The organism is Phenylobacterium ferrooxidans (assembly GCF_042714595.1).
Lineage (GTDB): Bacteria > Pseudomonadota > Alphaproteobacteria > Caulobacterales > Caulobacteraceae > Phenylobacterium > Phenylobacterium ferrooxidans.
Window position 1 is genome coordinate 1 of the sequence record NZ_JAOTJD010000034.1, and the last position, 23,382, is coordinate 23,382.

At 67.6% G+C, this 23,382-nt stretch carries 24 protein-coding genes; 12 read left to right on the forward strand and 12 right to left on the reverse strand.

Annotated elements, in window-relative coordinates; translation table 11 throughout:
• The first annotated feature begins 127 nt into the window (after window positions 1-127).
• The 3 genes from OCL97_RS16200 (at window position 128) to OCL97_RS16210 (ending at window position 2,675) form a co-directional block, all read left to right on the forward strand.
• Complete coding sequence (locus tag OCL97_RS16200) at window positions 128-1,627, forward strand: PAS domain S-box protein (protein WP_377370907.1); 1,500 nt, start codon at window positions 128-130, stop codon at window positions 1,625-1,627.
• Window positions 1,617-2,225 carry a response regulator FixJ gene (gene fixJ / locus OCL97_RS16205; RefSeq protein WP_304779840.1) on the forward strand — a complete coding sequence of 203 codons (609 nt, stop codon included), beginning with the start codon at window positions 1,617-1,619 and terminating at the stop codon, window positions 2,223-2,225. Before OCL97_RS16200 ends, fixJ begins: the two co-directional genes overlap by 11 nt.
• Before the next feature lie 75 nt (window positions 2,226-2,300).
• Window positions 2,301-2,675, forward strand: a complete 375-nt coding sequence (locus tag OCL97_RS16210; RefSeq protein WP_377370908.1) for a response regulator — start codon at window positions 2,301-2,303, stop codon at window positions 2,673-2,675.
• Window positions 2,676-2,687: 12 nt separating this feature from the next.
• On the opposite strand, the gene hemN is transcribed toward OCL97_RS16210, so the two are convergent.
• The 9 genes from hemN to ccoN are packed head-to-tail and all read right to left on the reverse strand — an operon-like array spanning window position 2,688 to window position 11,900.
• Window positions 2,688-4,082 carry an oxygen-independent coproporphyrinogen III oxidase gene (gene hemN, locus OCL97_RS16215; protein WP_305339019.1) on the reverse strand — a complete coding sequence of 465 codons (1,395 nt, stop codon included), beginning with the start codon at window positions 4,080-4,082 and terminating at the stop codon, window positions 2,688-2,690.
• 28 nt (window positions 4,083-4,110) lie between these two features.
• On the reverse strand, window positions 4,111-4,305 hold the full coding sequence (ccoS, locus tag OCL97_RS16220; RefSeq protein ID WP_377370910.1) for a cbb3-type cytochrome oxidase assembly protein CcoS: 195 nt from the start codon (window positions 4,303-4,305) through the stop codon (window positions 4,111-4,113).
• Complete coding sequence (locus tag OCL97_RS16225) at window positions 4,302-6,473, reverse strand: heavy metal translocating P-type ATPase (RefSeq protein ID WP_377370912.1); 2,172 nt, start codon at window positions 6,471-6,473, stop codon at window positions 4,302-4,304. The genes ccoS and OCL97_RS16225 overlap by 4 nt, the downstream gene beginning before the upstream one ends.
• Entirely contained in the window at window positions 6,464-6,949 is a 486-nt protein-coding gene (locus OCL97_RS16230) for a FixH family protein (protein WP_304779830.1), read from the reverse strand. Before OCL97_RS16230 ends, OCL97_RS16225 begins: the two co-directional genes overlap by 10 nt.
• A complete protein-coding gene (ccoG, locus tag OCL97_RS16235) occupies window positions 6,946-8,454 on the reverse strand; it encodes a cytochrome c oxidase accessory protein CcoG (RefSeq protein ID WP_305339022.1) in 1,509 nt (502 codons plus the stop codon). The genes OCL97_RS16230 and ccoG overlap by 4 nt, the downstream gene beginning before the upstream one ends.
• Before the next feature lie 9 nt (window positions 8,455-8,463).
• Window positions 8,464-9,330, reverse strand: a complete 867-nt coding sequence (gene ccoP / locus OCL97_RS16240) for a cytochrome-c oxidase, cbb3-type subunit III (RefSeq protein ID WP_377370913.1) — start codon at window positions 9,328-9,330, stop codon at window positions 8,464-8,466.
• Complete coding sequence (locus OCL97_RS16245) at window positions 9,317-9,496, reverse strand: cbb3-type cytochrome c oxidase subunit 3 (RefSeq protein ID WP_304779824.1); 180 nt, start codon at window positions 9,494-9,496, stop codon at window positions 9,317-9,319. The genes ccoP and OCL97_RS16245 overlap by 14 nt, the downstream gene beginning before the upstream one ends.
• The gene (ccoO, locus tag OCL97_RS16250; RefSeq protein WP_370690213.1) at window positions 9,493-10,230 is read right to left on the reverse strand and encodes a cytochrome-c oxidase, cbb3-type subunit II; all 738 of its coding nucleotides are present in this window, start codon (window positions 10,228-10,230) and stop codon (window positions 9,493-9,495) included. The genes OCL97_RS16245 and ccoO overlap by 4 nt, the downstream gene beginning before the upstream one ends.
• An 11-nt stretch (window positions 10,231-10,241) precedes the next feature.
• Entirely contained in the window at window positions 10,242-11,900 is a 1,659-nt protein-coding gene (ccoN, locus tag OCL97_RS16255) for a cytochrome-c oxidase, cbb3-type subunit I (RefSeq protein WP_377370914.1), read from the reverse strand.
• Between the two features lie 137 nt (window positions 11,901-12,037).
• Here ccoN and OCL97_RS16260 point away from each other — a divergent pair, with 137 nt between their 5' ends.
• The 7 genes from OCL97_RS16260 (at window position 12,038) to rsgA (ending at window position 19,512) form a co-directional block, all read left to right on the forward strand.
• Entirely contained in the window at window positions 12,038-12,292 is a 255-nt protein-coding gene (locus tag OCL97_RS16260; protein ID WP_304779822.1) for a hypothetical protein, read from the forward strand.
• Entirely contained in the window at window positions 12,289-12,666 is a 378-nt protein-coding gene (locus OCL97_RS16265; RefSeq protein WP_377370915.1) for a c-type cytochrome, read from the forward strand. Before OCL97_RS16260 ends, OCL97_RS16265 begins: the two co-directional genes overlap by 4 nt.
• A gap of 254 nt (window positions 12,667-12,920) precedes the next feature.
• A complete protein-coding gene (locus tag OCL97_RS16270) occupies window positions 12,921-14,204 on the forward strand; it encodes a cytochrome P450 (protein WP_304779819.1) in 1,284 nt (427 codons plus the stop codon).
• A 24-nt stretch (window positions 14,205-14,228) separates the two neighbouring features.
• Complete coding sequence (locus tag OCL97_RS16275; protein WP_377370916.1) at window positions 14,229-14,825, forward strand: TetR/AcrR family transcriptional regulator; 597 nt, start codon at window positions 14,229-14,231, stop codon at window positions 14,823-14,825.
• 249 nt (window positions 14,826-15,074) lie between these two features.
• Window positions 15,075-17,789 (forward strand): TonB-dependent receptor, encoded by a 2,715-nt coding sequence (locus OCL97_RS16280; protein ID WP_377370917.1) that lies wholly within the window; start codon window positions 15,075-15,077, stop codon window positions 17,787-17,789.
• A gap of 74 nt (window positions 17,790-17,863) precedes the next feature.
• Window positions 17,864-18,247, forward strand: a complete 384-nt coding sequence (locus OCL97_RS16285; RefSeq protein WP_377370918.1) for a VOC family protein — start codon at window positions 17,864-17,866, stop codon at window positions 18,245-18,247.
• A 191-nt stretch (window positions 18,248-18,438) separates the two neighbouring features.
• Window positions 18,439-19,512, forward strand: a complete 1,074-nt coding sequence (gene rsgA / locus OCL97_RS16290) for a ribosome small subunit-dependent GTPase A (protein WP_377370919.1) — start codon at window positions 18,439-18,441, stop codon at window positions 19,510-19,512.
• A gap of 6 nt (window positions 19,513-19,518) precedes the next feature.
• Here rsgA and OCL97_RS16295 read toward each other — a convergent pair whose 3' ends face one another.
• On the reverse strand, window positions 19,519-19,905 hold the full coding sequence (locus tag OCL97_RS16295) for a putative quinol monooxygenase (RefSeq protein WP_377370920.1): 387 nt from the start codon (window positions 19,903-19,905) through the stop codon (window positions 19,519-19,521).
• A gap of 209 nt (window positions 19,906-20,114) precedes the next feature.
• On the opposite strand from OCL97_RS16295, the gene OCL97_RS16300 reads away from it, so the two are divergent.
• Window positions 20,115-20,705, forward strand: coding sequence for a sensor histidine kinase (locus OCL97_RS16300; RefSeq protein ID WP_377370921.1), 591 nt, complete (start codon window positions 20,115-20,117; stop codon window positions 20,703-20,705).
• Window positions 20,706-20,856: 151 nt separating this feature from the next.
• Here the strand turns inward: OCL97_RS16300 and OCL97_RS16305 are convergent, their stop codons facing one another.
• Window positions 20,857-21,354, reverse strand: coding sequence for a pyridoxamine 5'-phosphate oxidase family protein (locus OCL97_RS16305; RefSeq protein WP_377370922.1), 498 nt, complete (start codon window positions 21,352-21,354; stop codon window positions 20,857-20,859).
• Window positions 21,355-21,425: 71 nt separating this feature from the next.
• The gene (locus tag OCL97_RS16310) at window positions 21,426-22,166 is read right to left on the reverse strand and encodes an AAA family ATPase (RefSeq protein ID WP_377370923.1); all 741 of its coding nucleotides are present in this window, start codon (window positions 22,164-22,166) and stop codon (window positions 21,426-21,428) included.
• Between OCL97_RS16310 and OCL97_RS16315 the strand changes: the two genes are divergently transcribed.
• Window positions 22,059-23,321: a cytochrome P450 gene (locus OCL97_RS16315; protein WP_377370924.1), complete on the forward strand. Its 1,263-nt coding sequence runs from the start codon at window positions 22,059-22,061 to the stop codon at window positions 23,319-23,321. The genes OCL97_RS16310 and OCL97_RS16315 overlap by 108 nt on opposite strands.
• Window positions 23,322-23,382: the final 61 nt, after the last annotated feature.

Here is a 23,382-nt window from a genome sequence, read left to right on the forward strand (position 1 = left end):
GACGACCTGGCCCAAGCCCTCGAAAGGCTCTGGGCCCACTGCAACATCAAGCGCGTCGGCGGATACGCCGCCTGACGGCCGTCATTTGACCCTTGCGCCAGGCAAGGCTGCGGCCTAGCCCAGAGGCATGCGATCGCCCCCGTCAGCCACCGTCGAGCCGCGCTCCAGGAACGGTGCGCTGACTGGGTACGTCGGGGCGGCCCTGCTGTCGGGCCTGGCGGTGTCGTTGCGATGGGCCCTGACGCCGATCTTCCAGGATCATCCCTCCTTCCTGCTGTTCATGCCCGCGGTGATTCTCAGCGCGGCGTTCTGGGGGGGCGGCCCGGCCCTGCTGGCCACCGGCCTGACCTTTGTCGGGGGGGTCGCCCTTAGCAACATCGCCGTGCTCTCGCATCCGGCCGACCAGGTGAACGCCCTGCTCTTCGTGGTGATGGGACCGGCCATCGCCTATGGAGGTTGGCGCCTTCGCCGGCAGACCGATCGCACCGCTGACGCGCTGGTGCATCTGGCCGAGCGCGAGGACCATCTCAGGTCGATCCTGAATACGGTGCCCGACGCCATGGTGGTGATCGATGAGCACGGGTTGATGCAGTCCTTCAGCACCACCGCCGAGCGGCTGTTCGGCTGGCGCGCCGAAGAGGTCATCGGACGCAATGTCAGCATGCTGATGCCGCAGCCCTACCGTGACGCCCATGACAGCTACCTCGTACGCTATCTGACCACCGGGGAGCGGCGCATCATAGGTATCGGCCGCGTCGTGGTGGGAGAGCGCAAGGACGGCTCCACCTTCCCGATGGAGCTGGCGGTCGGCGAGATGCAATCGAGCTCGGAGCGCTTTTTCACCGGCTTCGTCCGCGACCTCTCCGAAAGTCAGGCCACCGAACGGCGCCTGCAGGACCTGCAGGCCGAACTGGTCCACGTCTCCCGCCTGACGGCGCTCGGGGAAATGGCCTCGGCCCTGGCGCACGAGCTCAACCAGCCCCTGTCGGCCATCGCCAACTACGTGAAGGGCTCGGTCCGCATCCTCGATCAGGAACAGCCAGATCCGGCCAAGGTTCGCAACGCCCTCATCCAGGCTGGCGACCAGGCCCTTCGCGCCGGGGAGATCATCCGCAGGCTCCGCGACTTCGTCTCCAAGGGCGAGTCTGAGCGCCGGGTCGAGCCCCTGACCAAGCTCATTGAGGAAGCCGGCGCCCTGGCCATGATCGGAGCCAAGGAATCCGGAGTGAAGGTCAGTTTCGATATTTCGCCAGCGGCGCCCTATGTGCTCGCCGACAAGGTTCAGGTGCAGCAGGTGCTCCTGAACCTGATGCGCAACGCCATCGAGGCGATGCAGGATAGCCCCCGGCGCGCCCTCACCATCACTTCCGCCTTGGTTGAGGACAACACCGTCATCGTCAAGGTGATCGACACCGGCCCCGGCATCGCCCCTGAAGTGGCCAGTCGCCTGTTCCAGCCCTTCGTCACCAGCAAGAGCACGGGCATGGGGGTTGGGCTTTCCATTTCGCGTACGATCATCGAAGCTCACGGTGGCCGCATCTGGGCCGAATCCGCGCCGGGCGGCGGGACAGTGTTTTCATTCACCTTGAAGACGGTCCCGGAGGAGGAGCTGAACGTTGACGACTGACGAACTCGTGCATGTGATCGACGACGACGAGGCCATGCGCGACTCCCTGTCCTTTCTCCTGGACAGCGCCGGTTTCGAGACGCGCACCTATGACTCCGCCATGGTGTTCCTGGAGGGCGTCGGCCGCCTTTCCGGCGGGTGCATCGTCACCGATGTGCGTATGCCGGGGATGAACGGCCTGGAGATGTGCCGCCACCTGAAGGCGCTTCATATCGACCTGCCGATCATCATGATCACCGGCCATGGCGACGTGGCGCTGGCGGTGGAGGCGATGAAGGCCGGTGTCGCCGACTTCCTGGAAAAACCCTTCGATGACGAGGCCCTGCTGCGCGCCATCCGCTCGGTCCTCGCCCAGGCCCGTCCAGGTGCGCCCCCGCAGAACTCGGGTCCCTTCCAGGCCTTTCTGGCCAGCCTGTCGCCCCGCGAAACCGAGGTCTTGCGCGGCGTGGTCGACGGCAAGGCCAACAAGGTGATCGCCTTCGAGCTTGGCATCAGCCCCCGGACCGTCGAGGTCTACCGCGCCAACGTCATGACCAAGACCGGCGCCTCCAGCCTCTCTCAGCTCATTCGCATGGCCTTGACGGCCGGCTTCGCCTGATCGCCGCGATTGCGCTGTATCAAAGCCGGGCGTCGGGCTCGGGCCTAGGGTCTTCAGATTCCCTGGAGGCTGAGCTTGTCTACACTCCCACCCGCCATCCGCACGGTCGTCCTGGTTGATGACGACAGCGCTCTGCGTCTGGCCCTGACCTTCATGCTGGAACTGGACGGCTTCGCCGTCACGGCCCTCGAGAGCGGTGAGGCGCTCCTGCAGGCCGCCCTCCCGCCCCCCCCAGTCTGCCTGGTCCTTGACCAGAACCTCACCGGCCTTACCGGCCTGGAGGCCCTGGCTGTCCTCCGCGCCAGGAGGGAGCAACTGCCAGCCGTGCTGATCACCAGCCACCCCCGGACCAGCACCCGAGAGACCGCTGCGGCCCTGGGCGCGGTCATCGTCGAGAAGCCTCTGATGGGCGAGTCTCTCAGCGCCGCCATCAACGCCGCCCTATCGTAAGGGCGAGGCGTCTCACAGCGCCTTGGAGTGGCGTCCCGCCTCGGCCGTGAAATAGGTGTCGAACACGGCGCAGACCGATCGCACCACCAGTCGACCCAGCTCCGAGACCGTCAGCCGCGCCTCTAGGATTTCCACCAGACCATCGTCGGCGAACCGCTTGAGGGCCGAAAGCTCCTGCGCCAGATCACCCAAGGTCCGGCCATGCCGAGCGCACACCGCCGCGAGATCAACCGACAGATCGCACATCAGCCGCTCGATGATCTCGGCGCGGAACCGGTCATCGTCGGTGAGGGCGACACCCCGAGCGATAGGCAGGTCGCCCGCGACCACCGCGTTGCGCCAGGGAAGCTCCTGGGCGACGTTTTGCACCAGGCCCTGGGGCAGGCTGCCGATCGAGGAGGCCCCCAGGCCAAGCAGGGTCTGGGCGCTGTCGGTGGTGTAGCCCTGGAAATTGCGCCGCAGCCGGCCTTCCCGCTGGGCGGCCGCCAGAGTGTCGTCGGGCAGGGCGAAGTGATCCAGGCCGATGCGGACATAGCCCTCCGACACCAGGCGCTCGGCGGCGGCCTCGCTCTGGTCGAGGCGCTCGGCCGCGCCCGGCAGGGCCGACTCGTCGATCAGCTGCTGGTGGGTCTTCATCCACGGCACGTGGGCGTAGCCGAACAGGGCGAGGCGCTCGGGTCTCAGAGCCACGATCTGGTCGATGGTGCTCAGGGTGTTGACCGTGGTTTGGTGCGGCAGGCCGTACATCAGGTCCAGGTTGATCGAGCCGACGCCGGCCTCCCGCAGCCAGGCGACACACTGGGCGATCTCCTCGTAACTCTCCTCACGGTTCACGGCGGCCTGGACCTGGGGCGACAGGTTCTGCACCCCCAGGCTGGCGCGCGACAGGCCGTGGGAAGCCGCAGCCTGGACCCACTCGCGGGTCAGGACCGCGGGGTCCAGCTCGGCGGCGACTTCGGCGTCCTCGGTGACATCGAAGATCCGCCGCAGGGCGCCGAAGATGGCGTCCATTTCCGTGGGCGCCAGCATGTTGGGGGTGCCGCCCCCCAGGTGGATGGCGTTGGCCGGCAGGCGTCGCGGCAAGGCGGCTTCCAGCAGGGCGGCCTCGGCGAGCAGATGCTGGACGTAGTCGCCCACGGGTTCATGTCGGTTCACCGCCCGGGTGTTGCACCCGCAGTACCAGCACAGGCGGGCGCAGAAGGGGATGTGCAGATAGAGGGAGACCGGGTCGGTGGCGGGAAGCGCGGCCAGCCAGCCCCGATAGGTCGCTGCGTCCACCGCGGGCGTGAACTGCACGGCGGTCGGATAGCTAGTGTAGCGCGGGGCCCGACCGTCGTACCTGGCGATCAGTTCGTCCAGGGCCAGGGTTACGGGCTTGGGAGCGTGCAGAACGGAAGGCGAGGTCACGGCGAATCTCCGGGAAGGGTCGCCCCATTCACTCCGGATCGGTGTCCCCCGCCGTGACCTGGATCAAAGCCGGCGGTCCCAAGTCGCTGTCGTCCAGCAGGATGCGGGCGGCGTCGCCGGCGGGGTCATCGTACTGGCCGCTGCGCACCGTCCACCAGAAGCCCCACAGCCCCAGCAGGGCCAGCATCACCGAGAAAGGCGCCAGCAGGAAGAAGATGGTCATCGGCCGGCCCGGTGCATGCGCAGGGCGTTGAGGGTCACCACCAGCGACGAGCCCGACATGGCCAAGGCCGCGACGAAGGGATTGATCAGGCCCAGCATGGCCGCCGGCGCGGCGATCAGATTGTAGAGCGCGGAAAATCCGAAGTTCTCCACGGCGCGACGCCGGGCCGCGCGGGCCACGTCGATGGCGGTCACCACAGCGCTCAGGCCCTCGCCGGAGAACACCAGATCGGCGGCGTTCTGGCTGGCGTCCAGGGCTGTGCCCGGCGCCATGGCCGCATGGGCGGTGGCCAGCGCGGCGGTGTCGTTCAGCCCGTCGCCCACCATCAGCGACCTGTGGCCGACGCGGGCCAGGCTCTCGACCCAGGCGGCCTTGTCGGTGGGGGTCATGCCGCCCCGCCAATGGCGTACGTCCACGGCCTGGGCCACGGCGCGCACGGCGTCCGGCAGGTCGCCTGACAGGATCTCCACGCTCAGTCCCCGGGCGCGGAGGTCGGCGATGGTCTGGCGCGCATCCGGCCGCAGGCTGTCGGAGAACCGGAAGCGGATCTTGGTCTCACCCTCGAAGCCGAACCAGAGCTCGGTCTCAGAGCCCTGCGTCCCTTCGGCTCCCACGAAAGACGCCCGGCCGAGACGGGCGCGACGGCCGTGGATGACGCCCTCAACCCCCTGTCCGGCGGTCTCCACGACGTCCTGCGCCAGGTCGCTTCCGCCATCCTGCGCCGCCAGGGCGCGCGCCAGGGGATGGGAGGAGGCCCGCGCCAGCGGCGCCGCCAGGGCCGCGGCGGCCAGGTCGGGAGCAATCAGGGTCGGCCGGCCAAGGGTCAGGACCCCGGTCTTGTCGAACACCACGTGGGTCACCTCCGCCAGGCGCTCCAGCGCCGCGCCGGACTTCACCAGGACCTGCTTGCGGAACAATCGCGCCGACGCTGCCACCTGCACCGCCGGAACCGCGAGACCGAGCGCGCAGGGGCAGGTGATGATCAGCACCGCGACCGCCCGCAGCAGGGCCTCGCGCGGGCCCAGGCCAAGACCCCAGCCCAGCACGAAGGTCAGCGCCGCGGCGGTGTGGACCACCGGGACATAGATGGCCGCGGCGCGGTCGGCCAGACGGACATAGCGCGACTTCGACTGCGCGCCCGCCTCCACCAGCCGCGCGATGGCGGCCACCGCGGAATCGTCGGACCGCGCCTCGGCTCGCAGGGTGAGCATGCCCGACAGGTTGAGCGCCCCGGCGCGGCAGACATCTCCCTGGCCGACGGCCACCGCGCGCGACTCTCCGGTCAGCAGCGCATTGTCCAGTTGGGACGCGCCGGCCTCGATACGAGCGTCGACGGGCAGGCGTTCACCAGGACGCACCAGGATCAGGTCGCCCACGGCGATCTCCGCCAGGGGCCTGCGATGCTGGCCGCCATCGGGGGTCAGGACCGTGGCGGCGGGCGCCTGCATGGCCAGGAGGTCGGCGGCCGCGCCCCGGGCCCGGCTGCGCAGGGTGTGGTCCAGCCAGCGGCCGATCAGCAGCAGGAACAGCAGGGAGATGGCGGCGTCGAAATAGGTGTCGCGACCGTGCAGCAGGGTCTCGACGAAGCTGATCGCGAGGCTGAGGAGCACCCCGATGGAGATCGGCACGTCCATGTTCGCCCGGCCCACCCGCAGGGAGCGCCAGGCCGACTGGAAGAAGGGCATGCCGGCATAGAGGGCGCAGGGGGTGGCGATGAGGCCGCTAGCCCACTGCATCATGGTCAGCGCCGCCGGACCTAGCTCCTGGCCAAACAGCCCCGCCCAGATGGGCACCGAAAACATCATGGCGTTGCCGGCGCCGAAGGCCGCGACTCCCAGCGCCAGGGTCAGGCGCCGGCCTTCCCGGTCCTGGGCGGCGGCGGCCTGGCCCGGATCATAGGGCGCGGTCTCGTAGCCCAGCTTCTCAAGGGTGGACATCACCCGCCCGGGATCGCCGGACCGGCCCTCGAAGCCCACCGTGAGCTTGCCGCTGGTAAGATTCAGGCGTGCGCTGCGCACGCCTGGGAGGGCGCTCACGCCCCCCTCGATCTTGGCCATGCAGGCGGCGCAACGCGCGCCCTTCACCAGCAGGTCGAAGGTCGCCCCGCCATCCTGGGCGGGCTTCAGGAAGGCCGAATAGTCCGGCGCGACGTCATAGGTCACGGCCATGTCAGCCTCCGCTCGGCCTCGAACCGCGCACCGGCCGAGTCATGGGCCAGCAGGCCGAGGTCCCAGGCGCCGCTCAGGTCGCCGAGACGGGCCGAATAGGTCCCGGGCGCGATCTCCGCCAGCGGAAGGTCCTTCCTGCCGCTCTCGGTGGCGGGACGCTGCAGCTTGGCGGCGACCCGAAGGCCGGTCAGCGGGCGGCCAGCGCGGTCGCGGAAGGTGACCACCACGGCGCCGTCGGGCCCGGCCTGCGCCGCGGCGCGCCATCCGAGACGGGACTGAGCCTCGAGCTGCGCCAGCTTGGCGTTGTAGGCGACCCCGTCCTCATACGGCGTGCGCGAGACCTCTCCGGGATAGGTGCGGATGGCCATCACGGTGAAGGCGACGTTCACGACGATCACCACCAGGAAGAAGCCGACGAAGAGCCCCAGGACGTGCAGACCCTTCAGCTCGAAGCTCTTGTGCGGGATGTCGGTCATGGCGCGTTCGCGGCCCCTGAGAGGAAGTTGGTCTCGACGGTCTTCACCTCGTCGCCTGCGCGCACCGCGAAGGCCGCGGGCATGTTGGGCGCGTCGATGGCGGCGGCGGGCACGGTGACGAAGACCCGCACGGCGCGCACCTCGTTGGCCTCGACGCGGACGCTCAGGGTGTCGCCCGCCGCCTTGGCGCCGGGCGTCCGCAGCTTGGCGCCGGGCGGTCCGGTGAAAGTCACTTGGACGTCGCGCGCCTCGAATCCGCGGTTGGCGATCTTCAGGGTGTAGCCGTCGCGGATCGCCCCGTCGTGCAGGCGCACGAACATGGGATTGCGGTCCCGCAGGACGTGGACATCCAGGGCGCTGCGATGGGTCAGGCCCCAGATCATCAGGGCGCTCACCAGGCTCAGGGCCACGGCGTAGTAGGCGGTCCGGGGCCGCAACAACCGGTAGATCGGAGGCCGCCCGGCCTCGCGCGCGGCGACCGCGGCGTCGGTGTCGTAGGCGATCAGGCCCTTGGGACGGTCGATCTTCTCCATGATCTCGTCGCAGGCGTCGATGCACAGGCCGCAGTTGATGCATTCGAGCTGGGAGCCGTCACGGATGTCGATGCCCGCGGGGCAGGCCACGACGCAGGCGTTGCAGTCGATGCAATCGCCCCGGCCCTCCCAGGGCTGGCCCTTCTTGTGCGGCCCCCGGGTCTCGCCCCGGTCGCGCAGATAGGTCACCTGCAGGGAATGCTGGTCCAGCATGGCCCCCTGAATACGCGGCCAGGGGCAGAGGTAGGTGCAGACCTGTTCGCGCATGTGCCCGGCGAAGGCGTAGGTGGTCACAGTCAGCAGGGCGCAGAAGATGTAGGCCGTGGCCGGCGCCTGGCCGACCCAGAAATCGGCCAGCAGGTTCGGCGCATCGTGGAAATAGAAGATCCACGCCCCGCCCGTGCCGAACCCGATCCCCAGCCAGACCGCGTGCTTGCCGATCTTCCGCCAGGCCTTGTTGAAGGACCAGGGACTGGCGTCGAGCTTCATCCGGGCGTTGCGGTCGCCTTCGAAGGCCCGCTCCACATAGATGAACAGGTCGGTCCACACCGTCTGCGGGCAGGCGTAGCCGCACCACAAACGACCGAACATGGCCGTCACCAGGAAGAGGCCGAGTGCGGAGATCACCAGCAGGCCGGTGATGAAATAAACCTCCTGCGGCCAGAGCTGGATGCCGAAGAAGTAGAACCGCCCACCGGCGAAGTCGACGAGCACCGCCTGGTCCGGCAGGACGCCGGGACGCTCCCATCGGATCCAGGGGGTGACGTAGTAGATCGCCAGCATCAGGATCAGCAGGACCCACTTGATCCGCCGCCACTGGCCGTGGACCAGCTTCGGATAGATCGGGGTCCGGGGCTTGTAGAGGCCCAGGGTGAAACCCTTGGCCCGCGCCTTCGCCGCCGCCGAGACGGGGCCGGAGCCCTCTCCGGGCGGCGGTGGCGTGGGCTTGGTCCGATCGATGACGACGGTCATGGGTACGCTCTACTGGCCGCCGGCGTTGGCGTGGATGTAGACCGCCAGGGCCTTGATGGTTTCTGGGCTGAGGCGACCTTCCCAGGTTGGCATGACGCCGCCCTGGCCGGTCCAGATCTGGTTGCGGATGTCGGCGCGCTCGGCTCCGTACAGCCACTCCGCGTCCGTGAGATCGGGTGCGCCCTGTTTCATGTCCCCCTTGCCCTGGGGGCCATGGCAGGCCGAACACTGCGCGACATAGACCGGCGCGGCGCGCTTGATGGCCGCGACATTGGCCGGTCGGCTCGACAGCGCCACCACGAATTCGGTCAGGTCATCGACCTGGGCCGGCTGCAGGATCTGGTCGCGGCCGAAGGCGGGCATCTGGGACTGGCGCGTGTTCGGATTGTCCGAACGCACCCCCACCTGAAGGGTGTGCTGAATCTCCTCGAGGCTGCCGCCCCAGAGCCAGATGTCATCCCGCAGGTTGGGATAGCCCTTGAAGCCCGTGCCGCCCACGCCATGGCAGGTGGCGCAATTGTCGCCGAACACGGACTGGCCGACCGCGAGCGCATAGGCCTGCAGCTTGGGATCAGCCTCGATGGTCTCCAGCGAGGCGGTGCGCAGCATCGCCCCCTCGGCTCCGCGCTGTTGGTTCAGGGCCTCCAGCTGCCGGGCCACATCGACCCGGTCGGACTGGCCCAGCACCCCCTTGGCGTAGCTGTTGACCCCCGGCCAGGACGGCATCAGCACCCAGTAGATCGCCGCGATGACGATGCAGCCGTAGAAGATGTAGAGCCACCAGCGGGGCAGCGGATTGTCCAGCTCTCGGATACCGTCCCACTCGTGGCCGGTGGTCTCGACGCCGGAATGCTCGTCGGTTTCACGGTTGGACATGGTTGTCCTCATTGTCCTCCAGCGGCAGAGCCGCGAGGCGCTTGAAAGTCTCGGTGTGGCGAGGCCAGAGGGCGTAGATCACCACGGCGAAGAAGAGGATGGCGAAGTAGACCGTCCCCCCCTGCTGGGCGAAGCGGGCGACCGCCTCGTAGGACAGGCCGCTCATCGTTGGTTCTCCGGGGCTTCGGCGCGATAGGTCCGGAAGTCCACCAGGCCGCCCAGCATCTGCAGGTAGGCGATCAGGGCGTCCATCTCGGTGACCCTGTTGGGATCGCCGTCGAAGTCGCGCTGGGCCAGCTTGGCGCCGTAGCGCTTCTTCAGGGCCGTGGCGCGGCTGTCGAAGGGATCGGCCTGGGCCTCAAGGTCGTCCTTGGCGTGGTCGATCTGGTCCTGGGTGTAGGGCACGCCGACCTTGGTCATGGCCGAGAGCTTGGCCTGGACCTCGCGGTAGTCGAGGTCCTTGTCGCGCAGGAAGGCGTAGGGCGGCATCACCGATTCCGGCACCACGGAGCGCGGGTCGGTCAGGTGGTCCTTGTGCCAGCTGTCGGAGTACTTGCCCCCGACCCGGGCCAGGTCAGGCCCAGTGCGCTTGGAGCCCCACTGGAAGGGGTGGTCGTACATGCTCTCGGCGGCCAGGCTGTAGTGGCCGTAGCGCTCGACCTCGTCGCGCAGCGGGCGGATCATCTGCGAGTGGCAGGTGTAGCAACCCTCACGGACGTAGATGTCGCGGCCCTCGAGCTCCAGAGGGGTGTAGGGACGCATGCCCTCCACCTCCTCCACTGTGCTCTCCAGGTAGAAGAGCGGCGAGATCTCCACGAGGCCGCCGATGGAGACGACGATGACGATGCCGATGATCATCCACAGCGAATGACGCTCGAACTTGGCGTGCTTGTTCCACATGGTCAGGGCCCTTACTGCGCCGCTGCGAGGGCGGGCAGGGATGCTGCGCCTTGAGGCAGGGCCTCATGACCGGGCATCCTGACGGTCCGCCAAAGGTTGTAGGACATGATCACCGTGCCGGAGAGGTACATGAGCCCTCCAAGCGTGCGGATGATGTTCTCGATGTGCTTGGCCGCGACGGTCTCGACGAAGCTGTTGGCGAGGAAGCCCTGAGGCGTGTACTCGCGCCACATCAGGCCTTCCATGATGCCGGAGACCCACATCGCGGCGATGTAGAGCAGGATGCCCGTCGTCGCGATCCAGAAGTGCCACTCGATCAGGGTGTTGGAGTAGATGCGGTCCTTCTTCCACAGCCAGGGGACCATGCAGTAGACGGCCCCGAAGGAGATGAAGCCGACCCAGCCCAGGGCCCCGGAGTGCACGTGGCCGATGGTCCAGTCGGTGTAGTGGGAGAGCGCATTGACCTCCCGCAGGCTCATCAGCGGGCCCTCGAAGGTGGACATGCCGTAGAAGGCCAGCGCCACCACCATCATGCGGATGACCGGGTCGGTGCGCAGCTTGTCCCAGGCGCCCGACAGGGTCATCAGGCCGTTGATCATGCCGCCCCAGGAGGGCATCCAGAGCATGATCGAGAAGGTGGCGCCCAGGGTCTGGGTCCACTGCGGCAGGGCGGTGTAGTGCAGGTGGTGCGGGCCCGCCCAGATGTAGATGAAGATCAGCGACCAGAAGTGGACGATGGACAGGCGGTAGGAATAGACCGGCCGCTCGGCCCGCTTGGGCACGAAGTAGTACATCATCCCCAGGAAGCCGGCGGTGAGGAAGAAGCCGACGGCGTTGTGGCCGTACCACCACTGCACCAGGGCGTCCTGGACCCCGGCATAGACCGAATAGCTACGGTGGTGCAGCAGGTCGACCGGCAGGGCCAGGTTGTTGACGATGTGCAGGATCGCCACGGTGATGATGAAGGACAGGTAGAACCAGTTGGCCACGTAGATGTGGGGTTCCTTGCGCTTCCAGATGGTGCCCAGGAAGACTAGCAGATAGGCGACCCAGACGACGGCCAGCCACAGGTCCACATACCACTCAGGTTCGGCGTACTCCTTCGACTGGGTGATGCCGGCCAGGTAGCCGGTAGCCGCCAGAACGATGAAGAGCTGATAGCCCCAGAACACGAACCAGGGGGCGACGCCGCCGCCCAGGCGCGCGCGGCAGGTGCGCTGCACCACCCAGAAGGAGGTGGCGATCAGGGCGTTGCCGCCGAAGGCGAAGATTACGCCCGACGTGTGCAGCGGACGCAGGCGGCCGAAGTTCAGCCAGCCGGCCTCCGGGAAATAGAAGATGGTCGGCCAGGTGAGCTGGGCGGCGATCACCACCCCCACCAGCATGGCCACGACCCCCCAGAACATGGTGGCGATCACGCCCGCGCGGATCACCCCGTCAGAATAGCGGGTGGGGTCGGACCGGAACTTCCCGTAACCGATGCCCGCCGTCATCACGCCGGCGGCCAGCACGAAGGCGGTCAGGAACAAATAACTGTGGAAACGGAAGAGGGGATCTTCGGTGAAGGCCGCGGCAAGCAGCGCCGCGAAGGCTCCCACCCCTGTGAAGATGTAGAGCAGCACCACGTCGAACGGCGCGCCCTCATCATGCTGGACTGATAATTGTGTCATAGATCCCCGACCCAAACTGCAAAGGTGGGTCGAAGTGGCAGGTATTGTCGTGGGGAACTTTGACAGAGATCAAGGCCGTCGAAACCGTCGCACCCTCTGATGGGGTCACGCCGATTTGCGGCGCGGAATTCGAAGCCATGGACCAGCCTGATCCTTCCCGTCCTTCGCCGCTCCCGGCTGTCGCCGCGCTGCTGGGCGCCTCGGCCCTGGTGACCGGGGCGATCGCCGCCGCGCACATGTGGCTCACCGCACAGCGCGGCCCGATCTGCGGCGTGTCCGATGGCGGCCACTGCTGGGCCTGCTACGTCGCCCCCCTCCTGGCCATGGCCGCCCTCACGGCCTGGCACGCCCATCGCAGCAGCGCCGCTTGCGCCAAGGCCAGATCGGAATGATCACCCTGTCGCGCCGCCCAGGGGGGTCGATCATGTACTTCGGCCTGCTGGTGCTGACCCTCCTGGCGGTCCCCGCCGCCGCGGCCGCCGGTGAGAATCCGCTGCCCGCGAGCCAGGCGCGCGGCCACGCGCTCGCCCGGAGCGTCTGCGCCTCCTGCCATGCGGTGGAGACCAAGGGGGCCAGCCCCAACGCCAAGGCGCCGCCATTCCGCGACCTGGCCGGGCGCCATGTCCCGCTCACCCTGCAGCGCCGCCTGGCCGACATCGCTGAAACCGGCCACTACGACATGCCGCCGATCAACCTGCACGCCGACGAGGTTCAGGACGTGGTGGCCTACATCAACAGCCTGGAACCTCCCGCCGCCGCGCGCTAGGTTTTGACGCCTCCGGCCAATCCGGCTTGCCGACCGGACCCCCGGGGCTTCGAACCCCATCACCCGCCCCGGTCCCTGGTGGCGCTTGTCTCCTTCATCGACGCTCAGCGGAATGGTTTTGAGGAGTCCCTGGCCAAGGCCCGGGCCAAGGCGGCCAAGTCGCTGTCAGCCAACCCAGGGCTTGTCGAACTGTGTTCGGAAGGTCTCGATGGGGGCAATGCGCGTGGATCACACGCCCCTGGTAGGAGACGAGTATGGCTGACGGCGCCGTGGACATCCTGAACGACAAGCGTGCAGCGGCGCGCAAGGCTGCCTACGAAGGCCCCGTCGAGGACCTGAACCCGGCGCGGGCCTCGCTCTTCCGCGACGACGCCATGTGGCCGATGTTCGAGCGGCTGCGGAAGGAAGACCCCGTCCACTACACGGCCGACAGCAACTACGGGGCCTACTGGTCGATCACCAAGTACAACGACATCCTGGCGGTGGACTCCAACCATCAGGTGTTCTCCTCGGCCAAGGGCATCACGCTGACGCCCAAGGCCGCCCAGGGCTTCCGCGACCCCAACAACACCGCCACCAACTTCATCGCCATGGACCCGCCGCGCCACGACGTGCAGCGCAAGACGGTGAGCCCGGCGGTCTCGCCGCACGCGCTGTCGATCATGGCCCCGCTGATCCGCGAGCGCGCCGGCCTGATCCTGGACTCCCTGCCGATCGGTGAGGACTTCGACTGGGTGGACCTGGTCTCCAAAGAGCTCACCACCATGACGCTCGCGACGCTTTTCGACTTTCCGTTCGAAGAGCGCCGCAAGCTCACCCGCTGGTCGGACGTCATGACCACGGCGCCGGGCTTCGGCCCCGCAGCCGACCTGATGGAGATGCGGGCGATGATGGCCGAGTGCTTCGGCTACTTCACCGAACTCTGGAACCAGCGGGTCAACGCCGAGCCGGCTGGCGACCTGATCTCCATGCTGGCCCACGGGGCCGACACCCGCAACATGACTCAGCAGGAGTTCCACGCCAACGTGGCTCTGCTGATCATCGGTGGCAACGACACCACGCGGAACACCATTTCCGGCTCGGTCCTGGCCCTGAACCAGAACCCCGACCAGTACGCCAAGCTCCGCGCCAACCCGGCCCTCATCCCGTCCATGGTGTCGGAGACCATCCGCTGGCAGACCCCGCTGGCCCATATGGCCCGCACGGCGACCCAGGACTTCGAGCTGGGCGGCAAGACCATCAAGGAAGGCGACAAGGTCGCCATGTGGTACGTCTCGGGCAACCGCGATGACACGGTGATCGCCAATCCCGACAGCTACATCATCGATCGCGAGCGGCCGCGCCAGCACATGTCCTTTGGCTTCGGCATCCACCGCTGCGTCGGCAACCGCCTGGCCGAGTTGCAGCTCACCATCATCTGGGAGGAGATCATGAAGCGCTTCCCGGACATCAAGCTGCTGGAAGAGCCCAAGCGCTCCTTCTCGATCTTCGTGAAGGGCTATGAAGAGATGAAGGTGGTGCTTCCGTCCAAACTCTAGCCCATGCTGGCGGCGGAGGACGCCGTGGGTGAAGAGTTGAAGCTGAACGCCGGGCCGGGATCCCTGCGCCGCCGCGTCCTGGACGCGGCCCGCGCGCTGCTGGAGGAGAGCGGCGCCGAGGGCCTGCACCTGCGGACCATCGCCGCCCGCGTGGGAAACGGGGTGGCCAGCCTCTACCATCACTTCGCCGACAAGCACGCCCTGCTGGCGGCGCTCGCCATCGAGGGCTGGCAGGAGCTCACCCGGGCCATCGACCAGGCCATGGCCAGCGGGAAGTTCCCCCACCGCATCGACGCGGCGTCGCGGGCCTTCCTCACCTTCATCCACCGCAATCCGCAGCTCTACGCCCTGATGCAGACCGAGCAGGCGCTCGCCGCCAACGACGCCGTCCGCGCCGCCGAGCGGGCGGCCTTCGCCACTTTCCAGACCTCGTTCGAGGGGGACGATCGTGTGCCAGCCGAGCGCGTGGAGGAGGTTTCCCTGACCATCTGGGTGTTGGGACGCGGCATCGCCTCGGCGGTTCTGATGCAGGGCGAGGACGATCCGGGCGCGGCCGGGCGTCTTGTGGCCAAGGTGATTTCGGGCTTCGCCTTCCTGCTCTCCCCGCGCTTCGCCGACTGACGCCTCGCACGTCGGCGATCCGAACAACGTTCACCAAATTTCGACTTACGAAACGGGTCCGGAATAATTCATCCGCTCACTGAGTGTGTCGGATAACTATCTATTAATAAAGGATATTATCTCCAAGTCACGTTGTTACGTGATGAGTTGACGACCTCGGCTTTGCGGACCTAGCGTCAAGCATAAGAGGCCCCTCGATGAGGCCCGCAGGGATGGCGTTCGACTATCGGACGTTCTTGGGAGGAAGACATGACTCAGCGATTGATGCTGTCGGCGACCGCGCTCGCCCTGGTTCTGGGCCTGCCGCAGCTAGCCCTGGCCCAGGACGCCTCCAAGGGCAGTCTGATCGACGAACTGATCGTCACCGCCCAGAAGCGGGAGGAGTCGGTCCAGGACGTGCCGATCGCCGTCTCGGCCTTCAGCGAGCAGGCCCTCAAGGCCCAGGGCATCGACGGCGCTGGCAACCTGGTCCAGTCCGTGCCCAACCTGACCTTCACCCGCCGCGCCCTGCGCACCAACTTCCAGATCCGAGGGGTCGGCGCCCAGTTGGTCTCCCTGTCCGGCGACGACGGAGTGGGGATCCACGAGAACAACGTGCCGCTCACCGCCAACCGCATCGCTGATGCGGAGTTCTATGATGTGGAGCGGGTGGAGGTCCTGCGGGGCCCGCAGGGCACCCTCTATGGCCGCAACGCCACCGGCGGGGTGGTGAACATCATCTCCAACAAGCCGAACGACCAGCGCAGCGGCTCCTTGACGGCGGAGTTCGGGAACTACAACTCGTTGAAGTATCAGGGCTACATCAACCTCCCGCTGGGCGACAAGTTCGCCCTGCGGGCCGCCGGCTTCGCTCTGCAGCGGGATGGCTACACAACCAACAGGCTGAACGGCCAGGACATCGACAGCCGCGACATCTGGGCCGGGCGGGTCACCCTGGCCTTCAACCCCACTGACAACCTGCGCACCTTCCTGCTCTGGGAGACCTTCGCCGAGGACGACAGCCGCGGCGCGCGCAAGCAGCTCTGCGTCAAGGATCCCGGTCCGACCTCCGTGCTTGGCGTGGCCACCGGCGCGGCCCAGGCGGGCCTGACCCAGGGCTGCCTCGCGGCCTCGGTCTACGATCCCAACGCCTACGGGACCACCAACCAGCTCTCCACCTTCTCGGGCATCATCGCCCGCCAGATCGGCCTGCAGCCCCAGGATTCCTTCCTGGGCAAGACCATCTCCCGCGACCTGCGGGAAGTGGAGGTGGTGGGCCAGCCGATCTACCGGCCGCGCACCGACCTCTATGAGTTCAACCTCGAATGGGACCTGACGCCGGGCCTGACCTTCACCTCGCTCACCAGCTATAACGAGAACGAGAACTATTCCCGCGGCGACTCCACCGGCGGCTATTCCTCGGTGCTCTTCGGGGTCACGCCCTATACCCCGGGCGGCATCCTCATCGACCCGCAGTTCGGGGCGACCGACCGGCTGCAGAGCGAGTCCGGCGGCATCGGCCATAACGAGCAGGTGACCCAGGAACTGCGCCTGCAGTCCAGCTTCGACGGGCCGGTGAACTTCAACGTCGGCGGCATCTATCTCGACTATGACGCCATGAGCATCACCTATGTCGCCACCAATGCGGCGACGGCGGCTCTGAAGGTGCTGGTGCCCACCGGCTATGTCGATCCGCTGCGGGAGCCCGACTTCACCGGCCACAACTATTTCGTCAGCCTGACCGAGTACAAACTCAAGTCCAAGGCCGTGTTCGGCGAGGTCTACTGGCAGGCCACCGACACCCTGCGGGCGACGCTGGGTCTGCGCTACACCGACGACAAGAAATGGACCCGCGGCTCCGGCTCGACCCTGTTCACCCCGGGCCGCGGCCCGGTCTTCACCGCCGAACAGAGGGTGCAGTTCAAGGAGGCCACGGGTCGCTTCAACCTCGACTGGAAGCCCGATCTCCCCTTCACCGACGAGACCCTCGTCTATGGGTCCTATTCGAAGGGCTACAAGGGCGGCGGCTTCAACCCGCCCGGCGTCGTGGCCCTGGGTCTGAACCCCAGCTATGCGCCCGAGTTCGTCAACGCCCTGGAAGTCGGGATGAAGAACACCCTGATGGACGGCCAGCTGCTGCTGAACCTGACGGCCTTCTCCTATGACTACAAAGGCTACCAGATCGGTCGCAGCGTGAACCGGTCGGTCTACAACGAGAACATCGACGCCAAGATCAAGGGTCTGGAACTGGAGAGCGTCTGGAGCCCGATCGAGAACCTGAAACTCAACGCCAATATCGGCTATCTCGACACCAAGATCGAGCAGGGCGTCGTGGTGGACACCTTCGACCGCACCCGGGGTGACAGCACCTATATCTACGGCAATGCCACCAGCGGCGGCTGCGTGGTGCGAGCCACCGGGGTGGCGGCGATCCTGTCGGTTCCCGGCGGGGCCGCGACCCTGGCCAACCGGGTCTGTTCGGGCCCGACCTCGGTCACCGCGGGCCTGGTGGCGGCAGGCAACACCCCCGCCGCGGCTGCGGCCCTGGCGGCGGGCATGTACAGCTACGGTTCCAATGTCTCGCTGTACACCAACGGGGCCGGGGAAGGCGTGCGGCAGAACCTGAAGGGCAATGAGCTGCCCAACGCCCCCAAGTGGACCATGTCCCTGGGCGCGCAATACAGGTGGGAGCTGGAGAACGGCTGGAACGTCACCCTGCGGGGCGACTACTACCGCCAGACCGAGAGCTTCATGCGCTACAACAACGCGTCCTTCGACCGCATCCAGGCCTGGGACAACCTCAACGCCAGTCTGATCGTCGCCAATCCTGACATCGACCTGACGTTCCAGATGTTCGTGAAGAACGCCATGGACGAGGACACCATCGTCGGCTTCGACATCGCCGACGAGAATCTCGGTTCCACCCGCAGCCTCTTCCTGCTCGATCCCCGCATCTACGGGATCTCGATCACCAAGGGGTTCTAGGGCGGCGGCAGGCGGGTCCCGTCCCCCGGGGCCCGCCTGCTGACTTTGGGGGGGCGGTCGGCTAAGGCCACGCCATGCGCATCGCCCTCACCACCCTCGTGGTCGCCGACTACGACGACGCCCTCGACTTCTACGTCCACGGCCTGGGTTTCGTCCTCACCGAGGACGCGGATCTGGGCGGCGGCAAGCGCTGGGTCGTGGTGACGCCCCCCGGCGGTGGGGCGGGCCTGGTGCTCGCCCAGGCCTTGGGCGCCGCCCAGGTCGCCAGCGTCGGCCACCAGACCGGCGGCCGGGTCATGGGCTTCCTCCACACCGATGACTTCGCCCGCGACCACGGACGCATGACCGCCGTCGGCGTCACCTTCCTCGAAGCGCCCCGCGCCGAGCCCTACGGAATGGTGGCGGTCTTCCAGGACCTCTACGGCAACCGCTGGGACTTGATCGAACCGAAGGGGTAAAGCCGCGGCTTGACCGCCTCTTTTCCCGCGCCTAGCCTCATCTCGTCGTCAACACGCCTCGAAAGGAGGGTTTCGCCATGACTGTGCTCATCCAGAACCTCCTTCATCGCGCCGCCGACCGGGTATCCTGATACCTTAGACTCTCCGTCGGCCGGGCGCTCAGACGCACTTCCGATCGACGGATCATCCCATTGCTCAAGTCCTATGGTTGGAGCGACAGGCTCCAGGCCCAATTCCAAACCCATGCCGACCGTGGCCTCGTCCCCGGCCGGGTCACCGTGCAGCAGCGCGGTCTCTATCGCCTCGCCACCGAGGACGGCGACCTGTCCGCCGAGCTCTCGGGCAAGCTCGCCCATGAGGCGGGCGAAGGCGGCTATCCCGTGGCCGGGGACTGGGTGGCCTGCGCCGCCCGCCCCAGCGAGGGCGCGGCCACCATCCACGTGGTCCTGCCTCGCGCCAGCGTCTTCGTGCGCAAGGCCTCTGGCCCCAATGTCGCGCCCCAGACCGTGGCCGCCAATGTCGATATCGCCCTGCTGACCGCTTCTCTCAACGCCGACCTCAGTCTGCGGCGCCTGGAGCGCTACCTCGCCGTGGCCTGGGAGAGCGGCGCCCAGCCGGTGATCGTCCTCACCAAGGCCGACGCCTGCGAGGAGGTGGAGGCCTTGGTCGCGCAGGTGGAGGCCATCGCCATCGGCTGCCCGGTCCACGCCGTCTCGGCGGTGACAGGCCAGGGGCTGGAGGCGCTCGCCGCCCTGCTGGGACCCGGCCAGACCGCTGTCCTGCTGGGCTCATCGGGGGTCGGCAAGTCCACCCTGGTCAATGCGTTGGCCGGCCAGGCCCTGATGGCCACCCAAGGCATCATCGAGGAGGGCGCGCGGGGCCGCCACACCACCACCCACCGCGAGCTGATCCTGCTGCCCTCGGGCGGGCTGGTGCTGGACACGCCGGGCATGCGTGAGCTGGGCCTGTGGGACAACGAGGCCGGCGTGGCGGCGACCTTCAGCGACATCGAGGCCCTGGCCGCCGACTGCCGTTTCGGCGACTGCGCCCACCGCACCGAGCCCGGCTGCGCGGTTCGCGCCGCCCTGGAGGACGGAACCCTCGATCCCGGCCGCTGGAAGAGCTTTGGAAAACTCCAGCGAGAACTCGCCCATCTGGACCTGAAGGACGACCTGCTGGCCCGCGCCGAGGTTCGCAAGGTCTGGATCGGCCGCCACAAGGCCGCCCGTGCGCACATGAAGCACAAGCGCGGGGGTATGGAGTGAGCCGCCCTAGCTCTTCACCAGCCCGTGCCCGCCCACCACCACGGTCTCCGTCCCCGCATCCATCCCGGCGATCAGCGGCCGGCCCTTGGCGATGGCGGCCTGGACGGAGGGGAGGGAGAGCGAGGCCTTGTGACTGGCGGCCGTCTCCCAGACCTCGGTGATCCAGATCGCGTCGGCGTCCTTGGGGTCCTGGGCCACGATGTAGCTCAGGCAGCCAGGCATGCCCGAGACGCCCTCCAGCAGGATGGCGATCAGGGAGTCCCTCTGGCCGGGCTTGGCGGTCATCTTGCCGATCAGTCCGTACATGGCCGGGCTCCCCTGGGCGTGGGCGGCGCCGACCGCGCCCACGGCGGCCAGCGCCCCGCCCAGCATTGTTCTGCGTTCGATAGGCATGGGGTCAGGATACAAGGATGGCGCGGGAAAACAGCAGGCGATGCTGGACCGACGCGAGAACCGGCAAGGGGCTGACTATTCGTCGCAAGCTGCTGATTTCATGGACCGGCGGCTGTCGTCCTGGGTAATCTGTCTTCCGAGTGGCGGATGGGGGACGCCGCTCGCGTTTTTACTTGCGGTCATAGTCACCGCGCGGGGCCGCCGGCTGGATGAGCGACGACAACACAGATGCCCGCGCCGCCTCCGAGATGCGGCACCGGATGGCCAACACCTTCCAGCTGATGTCGGCGCTCGGCCGCATGCGCAGCCAGCGGTCCGGCGAACCCGAAGCCCGCCGCCAGCTGCTGTGGATGGCTGACGCCATCGGCTCCCTGGGGGCCCTTGAGCGCCACCGCACCCCTGAAGGGGTCGATTTCACGTCCTATCTCGTAGAGATGGCGCCCGTCTGGCGCCGCCGTCATGCCGGGCGCCAGACCGAGGTGCGGGTCTCCGCGATTCCCGTCTTCGCACCGGACACCGCGGCCTCGACCCTGGCCCTCATCGCTCAGGAGCTTGTGGGCAACGCCCTGGCCCACGGCTACCTGGGCGACCGACCCGGCATGGTGGAGATCAGCCTGACCCAGGCCGCCGACGGCCGCCACGAGCTCACCGTCACCGACGACGGGCAGGGCTTCGATCCCGAACGAGCGCGCGAGCGGTTCGGCCTCTGGTTCGTCCGCAGCCTCGCGGCCCAGGTGCGCGGCGAGTTCGTGCTCACGCCCGCCCCCAGCTGCACCGCCAGGCTGACCTTCAGTCTCTAGATTTCCTCTCCCCTCAAGCAGGGCGGGACCAGCGGCTGGAAATCTCAGCCCGGCAGCAGTGGCCCATAGGTGCGCTTGACGACGCCGTAGCATTCGCAGGTCATGGCCTCGACGCCGTTGCGATCGATGATATCCACGATCCAGTCGTGTCCTAATGGAAGTCCAGGCTGGTGCTGCCGCCGACATCGGGCGTCGTGTGGGTGGCGTTGGCCTTGGCGATCTCCCAGACGAATCTGATCGGGCCGCCCTGGCTGATCCAGACCTGGGCGTCGTCGCAGTCCAGGCGCAGCATGGTCAGCTTGGGGTCGGCCTTGCCCTCCGGATACCAGGCGGCCACCACGGCGTTCCAGTACTTGTCGATGCGGACGGGGTCGCGTTGCAGGGTCAGTCGTCCACCGATGCAGGCCTGGAAGTCTCTCTGCTGGTGCACGAACATCGCGCTCCTGCCCTCGCCGACCTCGCGCGCCAGGCCGGTGTCTGTGCGGGTGAAGAACCAGATCTGGTTGGTCTTGGGCTCCACGAAGGCGGTCATCGGCTGGGTGTGATGCGCGGCGGCTCCGGTGACCCCCAGCATGCCGGTGTTGTGCTTCTCGATCTCATCCCACAGCCGGCGTTCGACGTCGGCGCGGCTGCTCAGGTCGGTGCTCATGAGAGGGCTCCTGGATTGGGGTTTCGGTCGCCGATTCAACCCTGGAGCGGGGCGGTTGTTCCGGCTCTCCCCTATCTGCCCAGGGCGAACCGCCCTTTCTCGATCCCCTCGCGCAGGGCCGCGGCGAGGTCGGCGGGCGCCAGGCCGCCGGTGTCCACGGCGTGGGCGGCGTCCTCGGCGGTAAACTGGCCGTAGAGCGTCAGATAGGGGCCATAGTCGGGGATGGGATCGGCGGTGCGAACTCTGGCCCGCTCCGCCGCGATCGGCTGGTCGGGGATCAGCACGATGAAGTCCAGCGCCACGCCCGCCTCCCGAGCGCCGTCGATGAACACTTGGCGGACCCAGTCGGTGATGATCCCGTCGGTGATCACCTCATAGCCGCCCTGGGCGTAGGTCACCGCGGTCGCCAGCATGGCGGCGGCCACCACCTGGTTCTGGCCGTGGGACGCCGGCGTCCAGGGCGCCAGCCAGCCCTTGCGGATGCTGCGATAGAAGCTGTCGGTCTCCAGGTGCACGGCCAGGGGCCCCGGCGCATTGGCGCAGAGCAGCGGCGCCACCGTGGTCTTGCCGGCCCCCGGTGGGCCGGTCAGCAGGATGATGCGGCCCGGCATGGGTCTCTCTCGCGGTGGACAGTGCGCCGGGGATGGTCTCTGATCTCGATAACGACGGTCAAGATCAGGCCGCAGGATCCATGGGAGGCCGACATGGCCGACGGCGCACGCATCGCTGCGGAGGCTCGCGACCGGGCCTATTCCACCCCTCTTGAGGACTTCCACGTCGGTGATCCGGAGCTGTTCCGCACCGACACCCACTGGCCGTGGTTTGAGCGCCTGCGGGCCGAGGACCCGGTCCACTACTGCAAGTCCAGCGATTTCGGCCCCTACTGGTCGGTGACCAAGTTCGACGACATCGTCGCCGTCGACGGCGACCACAACACCTTCTCGTCCTCCTCCGAGCGCGGCGGCATCGCGCTCGGCGACTCCTTTGAGTCCGCCGCCGGCGCCAGCTTCATCAGTCAGGACAGTCCCCGCCACGAGGCCCAGCGCCGGGTGGTCGCCCCGATGTTCACCTCCGGGGCCATGGCGGCCATGGAGCCGCTGATCCGCAGCCGGGCCGCCGCCATCCTCGACGAACTGCCGGTGGGCGAGACCTTTGATTTCGTGGACCGCGTCTCGGTGGAGCTCACCGCCCAGATGCTGGCCACCCTGATGGACTTCCCCTTCGAGGAGCGCCGGCTCCTGCCGCGCGCCTCGGACCTGCTGCTGGCCGCCCCGATTCTCGGCGGCGGTTCGCCGGCCGGGGAGCCGGCCCGCCAGGCCGAGCTGATGGCCACCTTCACCCGGCTGGTGGGGATTTTCGCCGAGCGCGCCGCCAACCCGCGCAATGACGACCTGATCTCCATGCTGGCCCATGACCCGGCCACCAATGGGGGCGGCGACCCCTACAAATACGTGGGCAACCTCGTCCTGCTGATCGTGGCCGGCAGCGACACCACCCGTCACTCCATCACCGGCGGCCTGCTGGCCCTCAATGAGAACCCCGAGCAGTACGCCAAGCTGCGGGAAGACTCCGGACTGATCGCCGGCATGGTGCCCGAGATCATCCGCTACCAAAGCCCCGTGGCCCACATGCGCCGCACAGCGGTGGCCGACGCCACCATCGGCGGCAAGACCATCAAGGCCGGCGAGAAGGTCATCATGTGGTACGTCTCGGGCAACCGCGACGCCTCGGCGATTGAGAACCCCGACGCCTTCATCATCGATCGCGAGCGCCCCCGCCAGCACGTCGCCTTCGGCTTCGGCGTCCACCGCTGCGTCGGCCAGCGCCTGGCCGAGATGCAACTGCGCGTGGTCTGGGAGGAGATGATGAAGCGCTTCCCGTTCATCGAGGTGGTTGGCGAGCCTCGCCGCCTGACCTCCAACTTCGTGAAGGGCTACGAATACTTGCCGGTGCGCATTCCGGGCTGAAGTCTAGGCCCCAACAATTCCAGATTTTCCAAATTGAGTTCCGAATGTGTTCCCAATTGAC

Coding starts and splice junctions, on each gene's coding strand:
- ccoG (WP_305339022.1), bottom strand. CDS start 8,454: ATGACCGTCGTCATCGATCGGACCAAGCCCACGCCACCGCCGCCCGGA.
- ccoN (WP_377370914.1), bottom strand. CDS start 11,900: ATGACACAATTATCAGTCCAGCATGATGAGGGCGCGCCGTTCGACGTG.
- OCL97_RS16200 (WP_377370907.1), top strand. CDS start 128: ATGCGATCGCCCCCGTCAGCCACCGTCGAGCCGCGCTCCAGGAACGGT.
- OCL97_RS16230 (WP_304779830.1), bottom strand. CDS start 6,949: ATGACCGACATCCCGCACAAGAGCTTCGAGCTGAAGGGTCTGCACGTC.
- OCL97_RS16270 (WP_304779819.1), top strand. CDS start 12,921: ATGGCTGACGGCGCCGTGGACATCCTGAACGACAAGCGTGCAGCGGCG.
- OCL97_RS16305 (WP_377370922.1), bottom strand. CDS start 21,354: ATGAGCACCGACCTGAGCAGCCGCGCCGACGTCGAACGCCGGCTGTGG.
- ccoO (WP_370690213.1), bottom strand. CDS start 10,230: ATGTGGAACAAGCACGCCAAGTTCGAGCGTCATTCGCTGTGGATGATC.
- OCL97_RS16300 (WP_377370921.1), top strand. CDS start 20,115: ATGAGCGACGACAACACAGATGCCCGCGCCGCCTCCGAGATGCGGCAC.
- ccoP (WP_377370913.1), bottom strand. CDS start 9,330: ATGTCCAACCGTGAAACCGACGAGCATTCCGGCGTCGAGACCACCGGC.
- OCL97_RS16265 (WP_377370915.1), top strand. CDS start 12,289: ATGATCACCCTGTCGCGCCGCCCAGGGGGGTCGATCATGTACTTCGGC.
- ccoS (WP_377370910.1), bottom strand. CDS start 4,305: ATGACCATCTTCTTCCTGCTGGCGCCTTTCTCGGTGATGCTGGCCCTG.
- OCL97_RS16245 (WP_304779824.1), bottom strand. CDS start 9,496: ATGAGCGGCCTGTCCTACGAGGCGGTCGCCCGCTTCGCCCAGCAGGGG.
- OCL97_RS16285 (WP_377370918.1), top strand. CDS start 17,864: ATGCGCATCGCCCTCACCACCCTCGTGGTCGCCGACTACGACGACGCC.
- OCL97_RS16315 (WP_377370924.1), top strand. CDS start 22,059: ATGGCCGACGGCGCACGCATCGCTGCGGAGGCTCGCGACCGGGCCTAT.
- OCL97_RS16225 (WP_377370912.1), bottom strand. CDS start 6,473: ATGGCCGTGACCTATGACGTCGCGCCGGACTATTCGGCCTTCCTGAAG.
- OCL97_RS16295 (WP_377370920.1), bottom strand. CDS start 19,905: ATGCCTATCGAACGCAGAACAATGCTGGGCGGGGCGCTGGCCGCCGTG.
- OCL97_RS16280 (WP_377370917.1), top strand. CDS start 15,075: ATGACTCAGCGATTGATGCTGTCGGCGACCGCGCTCGCCCTGGTTCTG.
- OCL97_RS16260 (WP_304779822.1), top strand. CDS start 12,038: ATGGACCAGCCTGATCCTTCCCGTCCTTCGCCGCTCCCGGCTGTCGCC.